We start from the raw sequence: 13,464 nt of genomic DNA, 5'->3' as shown, positions 1-13,464 counted from the left end.
AGGCAGTTCGATGAGCACCACGCAGTACCCACCCTCGCTCCCAACCGCAGATCTGACCCGTGAAGGATGAGGTAACCATGTCGAAGACCCGAGTCGTCATCACTGGGCTCGGAGCCACGACCCCGCTCGGGGGCGACGTGTCCAGCACCTGGGAAGGGCTGCTGGCCGGACGCTCCGGCGCGCGGCGGCTGACCGACGAGTGGGTGCAGAACCTGGCGGTCCAGATCGCCGCACCGGCCGCGGTCGAGCCGACCGAGGTGATCGAGCGCGTGAAGGCCCGCCGTCTCGACCGTACGGCGCAACTCGCCGTGGTCGCCGCCCGTGAGGCCTGGGCCGACTCCGGCCTGGAGGACTCCGGGATGGACAAGGAGCGGCTCGGGGTCGCGGTCGCGTCCGGTATCGGCGGCCTCCACACCACCCTCTCGAACTACGACGCCCTGCTGCAGAACCCGCGTCGGGTGTCGCCGCTGGCGATCCCGATGCTGATGCCGAACTCGTCGGCCGCGTACGTCAGCCTGGAGTTCGGCGCCAAGGCCGGCGTCCACACCCCGGTCTCGGCCTGTGCCTCCGGCAACGAGGCGATCTGGCTGGGTCTGGACCAGATCCGGCTCGGCCGCGCGGACGTCATCATCGCCGGTGGCTCCGAGGGTGCGATCATGGCGCTGCCGCTGGCCGCGTTCGGGATGATGCAGGCGCTGAGCAAGCGCAACGACGACCCGGAGCGGGCCTCGCGTCCGTGGGACGTCGACCGCGACGGCTTCCTGCTCGGTGAGGGCGCCGGCGTGCTGATCCTCGAGTCGTACGAGCACGCGAAGGCGCGTGGCGCGAAGATCTACGCCGAGCTGGCCGGTGCGGGGATCTCCGCCGACGGTCACGACATCGCGCAGCCCGACCCGACCGGGTCCGGTGCGCGGCGGGCGATGGAGCGGGCGCTGTCCGAGGGCGATCTGACCCCGGCCGATATCTTCCACATCAACGCGCACGCCACGTCGACGCCGCAAGGTGACATCGCCGAGTCGCTCGCGATCCGGCAGGCGCTCGGCAAGGAGGCCGACCACGCGGTCGCCACCGCACCGAAGTCGATGATCGGTCACCTGCTCGGCGGCGCCGGCGCAGTCGAGTCGGTCGCGACCGTGCTCGCCCTGCACAACCGGGTCTCGCCGCCCACCATCAACGTGGACAAGCTCGACGACCAGATCGACCTGGACGTCGCGACCGAGCAGCGCAAGCTGCCCGACGGGGACATCGCGGCGCTGAACAACTCGTTCGGCTTCGGCGGCCACAACGCCGCCATCGCGTTCAAAACGCTGTAACTCCCCTGGAGGCACGATGACCATCGCTCCGGCGAAACCGGCGAAACTCCCCCGTGAGCTGGACCCGCGTAATCCGGTCAGCCGGCTGACCAACCTGCTCGACCCGGGCAGCCTGGAGCTGATCACCCCCGACGACCTGTCGGGGATGATCGCGGCCCGTGGGCGGATCGCCGGGGCGAAGGTCGTCGCATTCTGCTCCGACGCCACCGTGATGGGCGGCGCGATGGGCGACGTCGGTTGCGACGTGGTGGTCAAGGCGTACGAGGTCGCCCGCGAGGAGCAGGTGCCGATCATCGGCCTGTGGCACTCCGGCGGCGCGCGGCTGGCCGAAGGCGTGCTGAGCCTGCACGCGGTCGGCAAGATCTTCTACGCGATGACGCAGGCATCCGGGAAGATCCCGCAGATCTCCGTGGTCCTCGGCCCGGCGGCGGGCGGCGCGGCGTACGGTCCGGCGCTGACCGACATCGTCATCCTCGGTCCCGAGGGCCGGATCTTCGTGACCGGTCCGGACGTGGTCCGCTCGGTCACCGGCGAAGACGTCGACATGCTCCGGCTCGGCGGCCCCGAGCCGCACGGACGGCGGTCCGGCGTCGTCCACATCACCACGGACTCCGAGGCGGCCGCGCTCGAGCAGGCCCGCCGGTTGACGGATCTGCTCGCGAACCAGGGCTCGATGTCCACCGACATCCCGGACACCGATCTGTCCGGGTTCCTGCCGGAGTCGGCCAAGCGTGCGTACGACGTCCATCCGCTGGTCGGAGGGGTGCTCGACGAGGACTCCTCGGTCGAACTGCACCTGCGATGGGCGCCGAACATCGTGACGACGCTCGGCCGGCTCGGTGGTCGCACGATCGGCGTGATCGCGAACAACCCGCTCCGCCTCGGTGGTTGCCTGGACGCACTGTCGGCAGAGAAGGCATCCCGGTTCGTCCGGATGTGCGATGCCTTCGGCGTACCGCTGGTGGTGCTGGTCGACGTACCGGGGTATCTGCCGGGTGTCGGTCAGGAGTGGGACGGCGTGGTACGACGGGGCGCGAAGCTGCTGCACGCGTTCGCGGAAGCCGTCGTACCGCGGGTCACGCTGGTGACGCGCAAGACGTACGGCGGGGCGTACATCGCGATGAACGCGCGCTCGCTCGGCGCGACCCGGGTCTTCGCCTGGCCGCGGGCCGAGGTGGCCGTGATGGGCGCGGTCGCGGCCGTCCGCGTGCTGCACCGCCGCAGGCTGGCCGAGGTCGACCCCGAACTCCGCCCGCAGGTCGAGGCCGAACTGGCCGCCGAACACGAGAAGATTGCCGGCGGCATCGACCGCGCCCGCGAGATCGGCGTCGTCGACGAGGTCGTCGAGCCCACCCGCACACGATCGGCCCTCGCCACCGCCCTGGCCAAGGCCGAAGCAGGAGGCCCCATCCGCGGCCACCACGGCAACATCCCGCTGTAACAACCCGTCGCGAGCTCTCGGTGATCGCGACCGTCGTGAGGCACTGCAGCATCCTGGCCTGCTATCTGCTCGGCACTCCGCTGTTCGACCGCACGACGTCCATCCGTACGGCGTTCCGCGCGGCCGGACTCGCCGGCTACGCGGACGACGCGGTCAACCTGTACCGGTTCCGGCTCGCCGAGGCACGGGGAATCGCCGCACTGCTGGCAGCCGACGTCGATGGCGGGATGCGATGGGCTGCCATCGCTGAAGTCGACCAGTCGCCGGATCATGCAACCGAGCGAACCGTTCGACTCGGTCTGGCAGGCCCAGTGGCACGAGGTGCTGGAGCTCCTGACGGTTCTTCGCGGCCGGATGACACAACCCCTGTAAACGGCTGGAAGGGCACGGATCCGGAGATCCGTGCCCTTCACGTGGTGCGGCCGCTGTTGTTAACAACCACCGGGGGTGTCCCGACACCCGGTGGCCCAGCGGCCACGGCCCCTCCCACCCTTGTAGAACGTCTGATGCTCAGTCTCATCGAAAAGTTCGGGGAAAGCTCCGCCCTTCACCGCTTTCTTCTGAAGTTCTCAGGATCCCCTTAGACAACCTGATGCAGCCAGCGGACCGGGGCACCGTCGCCGGCGTACCGGAAGGGCTCCAGCTCGTCGTCCCACGGGCGGCCGAGCAAGCGTTCGACCTCCTCGGTCAGGTCGGCTTCGCCGCTGGCCGCCTTCAGCATGGCCGCCTTCAGCCGCTCCTCCGGCACCATGATGTCGCCGTGGACGCCGGTGGTCGCGTGGAAGACCCCGAGCTCGGGCGTGAACGAGTACCGCTCGCCCTCGACGCCGTTGCTCGGCTCCTCGGTGACCTCGAACCGCAGCTTCTGCCAGCCGCGCAGGGCGGATGCCAGCTTGGCCGCGGTGCCGGCCTCGGCCTGCCAGGACAGCTCGGCCCGGTACGTGCCCTGGGCCGCCGGCTGCGGTGTCCAATCCAGTTTTACGGGCACGCCAAGGATGCCGCCCGCGGCCCACTCAACATGAGGGCACAACGCTGACGGCACCGTGTGGACGTACAGAACGCCACGAGTCGTCGCCACCGGGACCTCCTGTGCTCGAGGGGCGCCTTCCCCAGCGTTCTCGAACACTTACTGTCAATCCTGGCGGTACCTGTTCATCGAGGCATCATGAGACACCCCGCCGAACACTCGTACATCTTGCACCACGACCCCCTCCAACACCAGCAGCCTCGCCGTGTCAACTACATCACCGTCGTGTCGCGATTCACGTCGACGAGCGGTGGACCAGGCGGGTCGGCAGGATCAGGGGGGTCGGGGTCTCCCCCGCGATCGTTGCCAGGAGCATGCGGGCGAGCTCCCGACCGAGGGATTGGATCGGCTGGCTGATGGTGGTCAGCGGCGGGGTGGTGTGGCGGGCGGCGGAGACGTCGTTGAAGCCGACGATCGCGACGTCCTCGGGAACCACGCGGCCGGCGTCCGTGAGCACCCGGAGCGCACCGATCGCCATCTGATCGGAGGCGACGAAGACCGCATCCAGATTCGGATGTTGCGCGAGCAGCTCATGCATCGCGCGCATCCCGCCCTCCTCGGAGAAGTCGCCGTGGACGACGCGGCTCGCATCCAGCCCGGCGACCGCGAGCGCCTCCTGATAGCCCTTGTACCTGGCAACACCGGCGCCCTCGTCCATCCGCCCGGTGATCGTCGCGATCCGCCGCCGACCGGTAGCAATCAGATGCTCGGTGGCCAGCCTGGCGCCACCACGGTTGTCCGCGTCGACGTAGTACTGCGGCTCGAAGGCGACCGGTGCGCCGCCGAAGACGACCGGTACGTCGGACTGTTCGGCGAGGCGGGCCAGCGGATCGTCACCATGCATCGACATCAGCATCACGCCGTCGGTCTGCCGGGTCCGCAGCAGCCGCTCTAGCCGGGTCTGACCGCGGGTCGAGGTCGCCATCATCAGCACCAGCTCGAGCTCGGTCTCCTCCAGCACCGAACTGATCCCGACCACGACCTCGGCGAAGAACGGATCCGCGAACACCTCCGGGTTGTCGCTGGAGATCGCGAGTACGACGGTGCCGACCTGCTGGGTCGCGAGCGCGCGGGCCGACGCGTTCGGCACGTACCCGAGGTCGGCGACGGCGCGCTGGACCGCCTCCCGCTTCGCCTTGCTGACGTGCGGGGCGTTGTTGAGCACCCGGGACGCGGCCGACCGGGACACACCGGCCCGCTCGGCGACTTCGTCGAGCGTCACTTGCCGTTTACGGACGTCGGACACAGCAGTAATGGTAGCGCTCCCAGCCTCTTGACACAGTGTAAATGGCTGGGCAGTATGCGGGAAAACTGGAAGCGCTCCCAACGCGTGATGGAGGCCGTCCTATGCCTACTGCCCGACAGCGCGCCCTGATTCTCGCGCTCGCCGTCGCCGTTCTTCCGTTCGGCGTCGTCAAGCCTGCCGTCGCGGCTGATCCGCCGTACGAACGGGTGCTGAACGGGACGTTCGACACCGAGAAGGAGCCGTGGTGGTCGAGCGGGAACACTCCGGCCGCGGTCGCCGACGGCCGGCTGTGCGCCCAGATCCCGGCCGGCACGGTCAACGTCTGGGACTCGATGATCGGTCAGGACGATCTCCCGCTCGAGCAGGGGCAGCCGTACACGTTGCGGTTCGACGCGTCGGCCAGTCGGCCGGTCCAGTTCCGCGCTGTCCTTCAACAGGCGGCCGCGCCGCACGCGACCGTACTCAACCAGGCCGTCAACGCCACGACGACCAGCCAGACGGTCACGGTCACCGGCACCTCGCCGGTCACCGACACGCACGGGCAGGTCTCGTTCCAGGCCGGCGGCGCGACCGAGCCGTACACACTGTGCCTGGACAACATTTCCGTCGTCGGCGGGATCGTGCCACCTGGTGGGGTCCGTGACTTCGGCTCGCCGGTCCGCGTCAACCAGGTCGGGTACCTCGCCGACGGGCCGAAGCGGGCCACCTACGTCACCACCGCGACCACACCGCTCGACTGGCGATTGCTTGCTGCGAGCAACCAGGTCGTCGTGAGCGGGCGTACCGAACCGTACGGCACGGACACGCTGTCCGGCGACGCCGTGCAGCTGATCGACTTCGGCGCGTACCGCGGCACCGGCAGCGGCTTCCGGCTTGCCGTCGGCAACGATGTCAGCGAGCCGTTCGACATCGGCAGCCATGTGTACTCCGGCCTCCGGCGGGACGCGCTCGCGTACTTCTACAACAACCGCAGCGGCATCCCGATCGAGGCGAAGTACGTCGGCGAGACGTACGCGCGCCCCGCCGGCCATCTCGGCGTCGCCCCGAACCAGAGCGACACTTCAGTCCCCTGCTACCCCGGCACGTGCGACTACAGCCTCGACGTCCGCGGCGGCTGGTACGACGCCGGCGACCAGGGCAAGTACGTCGTCAACGGCGCGCTCGCGGCGTGGCAGCTCCTCGATCTGTACGAGGAGACCGGCCCCGGCGTCGCGTTGAAGATCCCCGAGGCGGGCAATCGCACGCCGGACGTTCTGGGCGAGGCGAAATGGGAGCTCGACTTCCTGCTGCGTATGCAGGTACCGGCCGGGCAGCCGCTCGCCGGGATGGTCCACCACAAGATCCACGACGAGAAGTGGACCGCACTGGGGACGCCGCCCGCCGACGACCCGCAGCCGCGGTACCTCTACCCGCCGTCGACCGCGGCGACGCTGAACCTCGCGGCCGTCGGTGCCCGCTGCGCCCGCGTCTATGCGAAGTGGGACAAGCGGTTCGCCGCACGCTGTCTGTCCGCCGCGCAGACGGCCTGGAACGCGGCCCGTCAGCACCCGGCGATCTACGCGCCCGCAGGTGGTGAGGGCGGCGGCGCGTACGACGACACGAAGGTCACGGACGAGTTCTCGTGGGCCGCGGCCGAGTTGTTCGCGACGACCGGCAAGGCGTCGTACAGGCACTTCATCACGACGACTCTGAAGGCCGCCGACGGGTTCTCGTGGCAGGAGACCGGCGGGCTCGCCGACCTCGCGCTCGCCCGGGTGCCATGGCGACTGCCGGCCGCCGACCAGCGGAAGCTGAGCCGGCGGATCGCCGCCGCCGCCGACACCTACCTCGCCGACCTCTGGTCGCAGGGGTACGCGAACCCGTACAAGCCGGCCGACGGCCAGTATGTCTGGGGCTCCAACTCCGGTACGGCGAACGACGCGATGATCCTCGCGATCGCGGGCGACCTCACCGGCCGGGCCGCCTATCGATCGGCTGCCCTGGAGTCGTTGGACTACCTGCTCGGACGGAACGCGATCAACCAGTCCTTTGTGACCGGGTACGGCGAGCGCGCGAGCCACAACCAGCACCACCGATTCTGGGCGCACTCACTGAACCCGGCGCTGCCCTCGCCGTACCCCGGATCCCTGGCCGGCGGACCGAACTCGCACCTGCAGGATCCCGTTGCCCAGCGCAATCTCCCGGGCTGCGCTCCGGCGAAGTGCTACATCGACGAGATCGGTTCGTACTCGACGAACGAGGTCGCGATCAACTGGAACTCGGCCCTGGCCTGGCTGTCTGCGTACGCCGACACTCGGGCGCCGGCCGCGAAGCTTCTGAGCAGCCCGATCGACCTCACCAGCGGTTTCTACGTCGATCCGAACTCGAACCCGGCGACCTGGGTGCGTGACCACTCGAGCGACTCGAGGGCAGGCAGCATCCAGAGCAACATCGCCGCCAAGCCGATGGCCAAGTGGTTCGCCAACCCGCCCGCGGGCACCACGATCGGGGCGATGGTCGGCGGCTTCGTAGGCGCCGCCGACAACGCGGCCAAACTGCCGATCCTGGTCGCGTACAACCTGCCGGGACGGGACGCGTGCGGTGGTCATTCGGGCGGCGGGGCGGGATCGCCGGCGGCGTACCGGGACTGGATCTCCGCGTTCGCGGACTCGATCCGCAGCCGTCCCGCGATCGTGATCGTGGAGCCGGACGCCTTGGGCGACTTCAACTGCATGACCGACGCGCAGATCGCGGAGCGGAACGACATGCTCAGCTTCGCGCTGCAGCAGTTCCGCGACCGGGCGCCGAACACCTGGGCGTACCTGGACGCCGGCAACGCCGGATGGGTGCCAGCGGCAACGATGGCGCCGCGGCTGGCCGGCGCCGGGGTGGATGCGGCGCACGGGTTCGTGGTCAACGTGTCGAACTACTACACCACGGCCGCGTCGGTGACTTACGCGAACGGCGTCCGCGCGAACATGCCGGCGCCCAAGCCGTTCGTCGTCGACACCAGCCGCAACGCCAATGGCTCGAACGGCGAGTGGTGCAACCCGGCCGGCCGCAAACTCGGCGTACCGAGTCAGCTCGGTGGCGGCGCGGAGCTGCTGCTCTGGGTCAAGGTCCCGGGCGACTCGGACGGTCAGTGCGGTATCGCACCGACCGTCCCGGCCGGTCAGTTCAGCCCGGACCTGGCGACCCGCCTGATCAACGGGACCTGATGCTTACGGGAAGCGGGAGGCGAGGGCGATGCAGGCGCCGGCGGCTGCCAGGGTGAAAAGCATGGCGATGCCGGCGTACCGCGCGGTGATCTCCTTGTCGACCTCGTCGTACCCGACCGAGGAGCCGATGTCCTTGTACACGTCCTTGAGCTCGCCGGCGGACTCCGCGGTGTACGCCTTGCCGCCGGTGATCTCGGCGATGCTGCGCAGCTCGGTGCGGTCCGGTGGGACCCGCTGGCGGATGCCGTCCATCTCGATGAAGCCCGAGTCGGTGCCGAAGCAGATCGTGTAGACCGGGGTGTTCTTCGCCTTCGCCGCCTGCGCGCCTTCCTGCGCGGTCCGGCCGACCGTCCGCTTGCCGTCCGACAGCATCACGATCCGGGCCGGGGCCGGGTCGTTCGGGTGCGCGGGATCCGGCGGAACCTGGGTCAGCGCCTGCAGCGACGTGAAGATGCCCTCGCCGGTCGCGGTCGACTCGGCCAGCTCGAGTCCGTCGATCGACCGGTTGACTGTGGCCCGGTCCGTGGTCGGCGGCACGATGATGGACGCCGTACCGGCGAAGTTCACCAGGGCGACGTTGAACTTGGCGGGCAGGTTGTTGACGAATTCCTTCGCCGACTCCTTCGCCGCCTCCAGCCGGTTGGGCTCGATGTCGGTCGCCATCATCGACAGCGAGACGTCGATCGCGACCACGATCGTGGCCCGCTCCCGGGGGACCTTCACCTTGGCCTTCGGCTGCGCGAACGCCATGATGCAGGCCATCGCCGCGAGCAGCGCCAGCCCGACGGCCAGGTGCCGGCGCCACTGCGGCCGCCGCGGCGCGACCCGGTCCAGCAGGGCGATGTTCGTGAAGCGCAACGCGTACTGCGAGCGACGGTGCTGGAGGAAGATGTACCCCGCGACGATCAGCGGGATGAGCAGCAGGAACCACAATCTGGCCGGAGACAGGAACTCCATCAGCGAGCCACTCCCTTCGGCGGTTGGTGCAGGCGGGACGCCACATGCCGGTAGGCGAGGACGAACCGCACGGTGTCGGCGACCCAGTCCCGGTCGGTCCGCAGCACAAGATGCCCCGCACCTACCCTACGCAGGGCGGCCCGGGTTCGTTCCCGTTGAGCCAGAGCCGCCACCGCGAACGCCTCCCGGACCTTGCGCCGGCGGGTGTCGATCTCGCGCACCTCACCGGTCTCGGGGTCACCGATCGTGACCACGCCGATGTTCGGCAGCTCGAGCTCGCGCGGGTCCACGATCTCGACCGCGAGCACCTGGTGCTGGGCGGTCAGCTTGCGCATCGCCCGCTCCCAGGACGGCTCGATCTGACTGGCAACCTCGCCGTCCTGCGGGGTGAGGAAGTCGGACACGATCACGCGCAGTCCGCGCTTACGCTGCGTCCGCGCCATCGACTCCAGCGCCGCGGCCAGGTCGCTGCGGTGCGCCTCCTCGTCGCCGCTGTACTGCTCGGCGAGCAGCGCGCGCAGCAGACCGTAGAGCGCGAGGCGGCCGGACCGCGCCGGCCAGCGCCTGAGGGCGGAGTCGCGCAACATCAGCCCGCCGAACCGGTCGCCGAGGCGGTGGGTCAGGAACCCGACGGTCGCGACGGCGGCCACGGCCAGCTCACGCTTCTCGAGCGTCGACGTACCGAAGTCCATCGAGCCGGACAGGTCGACCAGGGCCCAGGTCTCCAGCTCACGGTCCGCGATCAGGTCGCGGACGTGCGGGATCGTGGTCCGCGCGGTGACCGCCCAGTCCATCCGGCGGACGTCGTCACCGACCTGGTACTCACGGGCCTCGGCCAGCTCGGTGCCCGGCCCCGGGAGCAGCCCGAGGTGTTCTCCGTGCAGGTAGCCCTCCAACCGCCGTACGACGGTCAGCTCGAGCCGCCGCAACGCACGCTCGGGAGCAAGCTGCGAGATCGTCATCGCAACTCGTGGGTCTCGACGATTGGGCATCAGCACTCCCCGACCCGGAGCACTACACGAACTCCGGGCGACCGGTGCCGTCGTTGCCGTCGCGCCAGACCGGCTGGGGCGGCGGGACGGTGGCCAGGATCCGCTCGATCACGGCGCGCGGGTCGATGTTGTCCGCGACCGCGTCGAAGGTCAGGCCGAGGCGGTGGCCCATCACGTCCAGCGCGACGGTCTGGATGTCGCTCGGCAGCAGGTAGTCCCGGCCGTGGATCAGCGCCAGCGCCCGGCCGGCCGCGATCAGGCCGAGGGTCGCGCGCGGGCTGACGCCGAGCTCGATGATCGGCTCCAGATCGGGCAGGTGGAAGTCGGTCGGCGTCCGGGTCGCCATCACCAGGCGGACGGCGTACTCCGCGACCAGGTTGTGCACGAACACCTGCTCGGCGGACCGCTGCAGCTCGAGGATCGTCTCCGGCTTCAGCACCGGCCGCGGCTCCGGCGGGTCGACGCTCATCCGGCGGAGGATCTCGAACTCCTCGTGCCCACGCGGGTGCGGTACGTCGATCTTGACCAGGAACCGGTCACGCTGCGCCTCCGGCAGCGGATACACGCCCTCGGACTCGATCGGGTTCTGGGTGGCGATCACGATGAACGGCTTCGGCATCGGGAAGGTCTGGCCGCCGATCGACACCTGCCGCTCGGCCATCAGCTCCAGCATCGCCGACTGCACCTTCGCCGGGGCGCGGTTGACCTCGTCGGCCAGCACGAAGTTCACGAACGTCGGGCCGAGCTCGATGTCGAAGGTCTCGCGGGTCTGCCGGTAGATCCGGGTGCCGACGATGTCGGACGGGACCAGGTCGGGGGTGAACTGGATCCGGGCGAAGGTGCCGCCGACCACGCTCGCGAAGGTGCGGACGGCCAGCGTCTTGGCGACACCCGGGACACCCTCGAGCAGGCAGTGCCCCTTCGCCAGCAGCGACACCATCAGGGTCTCGACCATGTGCTCCTGGCCGACGATCACCCGCTTGACCTCACCGAGGGCCTCGCCGATCAGCCGGGACTGCTGGGCCACCGTTCCTGCGGGCATCGTCGTTTCGGTCATGCCTGTCCTTCCGGGGCCCGCGCGCGGACCATGTCATTCCCCACTTCGCAACACCGGCCATTCCATCAGATAGCCGGGGCCAGCGGGCGCAGGGCCCACCGGGTCCTCCCCCATCCTGCCGCGCCGAGCCAAATCGCGCGCGCCGACTGTTGCCCGCCGGGCGGCCGTGGCGACAGTGCTACCAGGGATGTGGTGGGATTGGGGTGATGACTGCGACCGAATCCCAGACCGAGGTGCAGCCGGCGGACGCGCCGGAGGAGCGCCCTGCGCTGGAGATTCCGGCGGCCCTGCCGCTGCAGCCGGAGGACCCGCCGCGGGTCGGCGAGTTCTGGCTCCGCGGCCGGCTCGGGGCGAACGCGGCCGGTTACCTGTACACGGCCAGCGACGAGACCGGCCGGCACGTGGTCGTCGCGATGATGACCGAGGGCTCCGCCGACGACGCGGCCGCCCGCGACCGGTTCGTGAACGCCGTCGACGACCTGCCCGAGGACGCCGTGCTCGGGCACAACGACTCCGATGACGACGACCTGGCGCTGTGGGTCGCGGTCGGGCCGATCCGGGAGGACGACGGATCGAGCGCGGCCTCCGACGAGCGGCTGATCGCGGAGCGTCGCGGCGAGGAGATCCTGTCCGCGGTGCTGATGGATCGGATCCCGCAGATCGGCAAGCTGCGCGGGCCGGAGTTCCGTCACTACTGGGAGAGTCGCCGGCGTCCCGGTCTGTTCCGGATCTGGCCGCTCCCCTGGCCGAACGCCCTCCGCCCGGCGTCGCGGTGGGCGCTCGCGTTCGCGTTGCTGACGATGGCCCTGATCATGGCGCTCGCCGTCTTCCTGGCGTGGCTCCTGTTCCGCCACGCGCAGCCGCTCGAGCCCGAGCCCGTCATCCCGACGCCGACCAGCACGGCCACGGTCACCGTCACCCCGACCACGCCGCCGCCGGGCACCGGCACCGGCTCAGGGTCGCCGTCCGTCACGGTCAGCCCGAGCCCGGTCCCGACGGACATCCCCACCACGCTCCCGTCGGGTTCCATCCCGACCGCGACGGACCCGGGCGACAAGTTCTAGTCGGTCTGCTGCTTGCGGGTCAGTGTCAGCAGGCCGATCAGGCTGATGACAGCCCAGCTGCCTTCCAGGAGCAGGAAGCCCCAGGACAGCTGGATCGCGGCGATGGCGGCGAGGACTCCGGAGCCGACCAGGTTCAGCAGCTGGTAGGCGAAGGTGCGCTGGCGCAACCGGCCCGCCTGCGCAGCGGCGAACGCGACCAGAATGATGACCGCACCAACGATCTCGAGTACGTCGAGTACATGCATGAGGACGACCCCCTCCGTGAAGGGTAAGTCGCCGTCTTGTCCGACCGGGTACGGCGCTGCTCGTCCGGGGAGCCCGTTGCGAACTCCTGCCCCTTCACGATAGCAAGCGCAGCAACTCCGGATCCCGCCACAGCCGCTCCGGCACGGGCTGACGCACCAGCGCCGCGTCCGCCCGGATCTCGGCCGGTGACGACGCCGTGATCAGCACGGACGTGACCGCGGAGTGCCTGCTGGGAAAGGCCAGTGCGGCCTGCGGCAGCGAAACGCCGTACCGCTCGCAGACCGCCGAGATCCGGCGCGCCTGAACGGTGTCCGCCTGCAGCACCTGCGGTGTAAGGACGCCGGACACGACCACGGACACTCCGCGGGTAAGGCAACGATCCAGCAGCGGTCCGGCGGCGCGGTCGAGCAGCGAGTACTGCGCGGTCAGGAGCACGCAGTCGAGCTCGACGTCCCGCACCAACCGGTCGAGCTCCTGCCAGTCGTCCGAAACGGCGCCGACCGCCTTGATCGTCCCGTCGCGCCGCAGCCGATCGAGGACCGGGTACGCCGACTCGTCCTGCGCGAACACCAGGTCGACGGCGAGCCCCAGGTCGGCGCGGCTCTGGTCGACCGAGGCCTTCGGGTCGTCTCCGATCACCTTCGTCGACACCAGAAACTCACCACGGGGGCGCTTTTGCAGCGCCGTACCGAGTCGTCGTTCCGAGTCGCCGTATGCCGGTGAGGTGTCGAAGAACCGGATGCCGGCCTGGTACGCCGCGTCGACGGTGGCAATCGCGTCGGAGTCGCCGTCCGGGCCGGGCGGCTCGCCGAGATGCGAACCGCCGAGCCCGAACCGCGGAGGCCGGAACCGGATCGTCGAACGGGGCGCGAGCACCTGGCTGGGTGCGGCCATCGCGCTCACCTCCCCTGGTCGGTACCTACC

Annotated in this window: 12 protein-coding genes and 1 riboswitch; of the genes, 5 read left to right on the top strand and 7 right to left on the bottom strand. The window is 69.9% G+C overall.

The window, feature by feature from the left end; all coding sequences use genetic code 11:
* The first annotated feature begins 77 nt into the window (after positions 1–77).
* Genes fabF through OHA18_RS28860 form a run of 3 tightly spaced genes read left to right on the top strand, consistent with a single transcriptional unit; the run spans position 78 to position 3,338 of the window.
* Positions 78–1,313, top strand: coding sequence for a beta-ketoacyl-ACP synthase II (gene fabF / locus OHA18_RS28870; RefSeq protein WP_328998462.1), 1,236 nt, complete (start codon positions 78–80; stop codon positions 1,311–1,313).
* Positions 1,314–1,329: 16 nt separating this feature from the next.
* Positions 1,330–2,754, top strand: a complete 1,425-nt coding sequence (locus OHA18_RS28865; RefSeq protein ID WP_328998461.1) for a carboxyl transferase domain-containing protein — start codon at positions 1,330–1,332, stop codon at positions 2,752–2,754.
* Positions 2,755–2,774: 20 nt separating this feature from the next.
* On the top strand, positions 2,775–3,338 hold the full coding sequence (locus tag OHA18_RS28860; protein WP_328998460.1) for a hypothetical protein: 564 nt from the start codon (positions 2,775–2,777) through the stop codon (positions 3,336–3,338).
* Here OHA18_RS28860 and OHA18_RS28855 read toward each other — a convergent pair.
* Complete coding sequence (locus OHA18_RS28855) at positions 3,335–3,832, bottom strand: DUF3145 domain-containing protein (RefSeq protein WP_130446981.1); 498 nt, start codon at positions 3,830–3,832, stop codon at positions 3,335–3,337. The genes OHA18_RS28860 and OHA18_RS28855 overlap by 4 nt on opposite strands.
* 184 nt (positions 3,833–4,016) lie before the next feature.
* Positions 4,017–5,027, bottom strand: a complete 1,011-nt coding sequence (locus OHA18_RS28850; protein WP_328998459.1) for a LacI family DNA-binding transcriptional regulator — start codon at positions 5,025–5,027, stop codon at positions 4,017–4,019.
* A 101-nt stretch (positions 5,028–5,128) separates the two neighbouring features.
* On the opposite strand from OHA18_RS28850, the gene OHA18_RS28845 reads away from it, so the two are divergent.
* Positions 5,129–8,224: a glycoside hydrolase family 9 protein gene (locus OHA18_RS28845; protein WP_328998458.1), complete on the top strand. Its 3,096-nt coding sequence runs from the start codon at positions 5,129–5,131 to the stop codon at positions 8,222–8,224.
* A gap of 3 nt (positions 8,225–8,227) precedes the next feature.
* Here the strand turns inward: OHA18_RS28845 and OHA18_RS28840 are convergent, their stop codons facing one another.
* The 3 genes from OHA18_RS28840 to OHA18_RS28830 are packed head-to-tail and all read right to left on the bottom strand — an operon-like array spanning position 8,228 to position 11,230.
* Positions 8,228–9,181 (bottom strand): VWA domain-containing protein, encoded by a 954-nt coding sequence (locus tag OHA18_RS28840; protein WP_328998457.1) that lies wholly within the window; start codon positions 9,179–9,181, stop codon positions 8,228–8,230.
* The gene (locus tag OHA18_RS28835) at positions 9,181–10,143 is read right to left on the bottom strand and encodes a DUF58 domain-containing protein (RefSeq protein ID WP_328998456.1); all 963 of its coding nucleotides are present in this window, start codon (positions 10,141–10,143) and stop codon (positions 9,181–9,183) included. Before OHA18_RS28835 ends, OHA18_RS28840 begins: the two co-directional genes overlap by 1 nt.
* Before the next feature lie 52 nt (positions 10,144–10,195).
* Positions 10,196–11,230, bottom strand: a complete 1,035-nt coding sequence (locus tag OHA18_RS28830; protein ID WP_328998455.1) for an AAA family ATPase — start codon at positions 11,228–11,230, stop codon at positions 10,196–10,198.
* Between the two features lie 206 nt (positions 11,231–11,436).
* On the opposite strand from OHA18_RS28830, the gene OHA18_RS28825 reads away from it, so the two are divergent.
* Positions 11,437–12,294 carry a hypothetical protein gene (locus tag OHA18_RS28825; RefSeq protein ID WP_328998454.1) on the top strand — a complete coding sequence of 286 codons (858 nt, stop codon included), beginning with the start codon at positions 11,437–11,439 and terminating at the stop codon, positions 12,292–12,294.
* Here the strand turns inward: OHA18_RS28825 and OHA18_RS28820 are convergent.
* Together OHA18_RS28820 and OHA18_RS28815 are read right to left on the bottom strand one after the other, a co-directional pair.
* The gene (locus OHA18_RS28820; RefSeq protein ID WP_328998453.1) at positions 12,291–12,539 is read right to left on the bottom strand and encodes a CBU_0592 family membrane protein; all 249 of its coding nucleotides are present in this window, start codon (positions 12,537–12,539) and stop codon (positions 12,291–12,293) included. The two genes, OHA18_RS28825 and OHA18_RS28820, sit on opposite strands and share 4 nt — an antisense overlap.
* Before the next feature lie 25 nt (positions 12,540–12,564).
* Positions 12,565–12,629, bottom strand: a riboswitch (guanidine-III (ykkC-III) riboswitch).
* A 4-nt stretch (positions 12,630–12,633) separates the two neighbouring features.
* Positions 12,634–13,434, bottom strand: a complete 801-nt coding sequence (locus OHA18_RS28815) for an aldo/keto reductase (protein ID WP_328998452.1) — start codon at positions 13,432–13,434, stop codon at positions 12,634–12,636.
* Positions 13,435–13,464: the final 30 nt, after the last annotated feature.

Origin of the sequence: Kribbella sp. NBC_00709, from assembly GCF_036226565.1 — a bacterium.
Lineage (GTDB): Bacteria > Actinomycetota > Actinomycetes > Propionibacteriales > Kribbellaceae > Kribbella.
This window is presented reverse-complemented; position numbering and strand designations above follow the sequence as displayed.

Bases quoted from the DNA above. Each gene is read 5' to 3' on its own strand.
- OHA18_RS28865 (WP_328998461.1), top strand. From the start codon at position 1,330: ATGACCATCGCTCCGGCGAAACCGGCGAAACTCCCCCGTGAGCTGGAC.
- OHA18_RS28845 (WP_328998458.1), top strand. From the start codon at position 5,129: ATGCCTACTGCCCGACAGCGCGCCCTGATTCTCGCGCTCGCCGTCGCC.
- OHA18_RS28820 (WP_328998453.1), bottom strand. From the start codon at position 12,539: ATGCATGTACTCGACGTACTCGAGATCGTTGGTGCGGTCATCATTCTG.
- OHA18_RS28815 (WP_328998452.1), bottom strand. From the start codon at position 13,434: ATGGCCGCACCCAGCCAGGTGCTCGCGCCCCGTTCGACGATCCGGTTC.
- OHA18_RS28830 (WP_328998455.1), bottom strand. From the start codon at position 11,230: ATGACCGAAACGACGATGCCCGCAGGAACGGTGGCCCAGCAGTCCCGG.
- OHA18_RS28840 (WP_328998457.1), bottom strand. From the start codon at position 9,181: ATGGAGTTCCTGTCTCCGGCCAGATTGTGGTTCCTGCTGCTCATCCCG.
- fabF (WP_328998462.1), top strand. From the start codon at position 78: ATGTCGAAGACCCGAGTCGTCATCACTGGGCTCGGAGCCACGACCCCG.
- OHA18_RS28825 (WP_328998454.1), top strand. From the start codon at position 11,437: ATGACTGCGACCGAATCCCAGACCGAGGTGCAGCCGGCGGACGCGCCG.
- OHA18_RS28835 (WP_328998456.1), bottom strand. From the start codon at position 10,143: ATGACGATCTCGCAGCTTGCTCCCGAGCGTGCGTTGCGGCGGCTCGAG.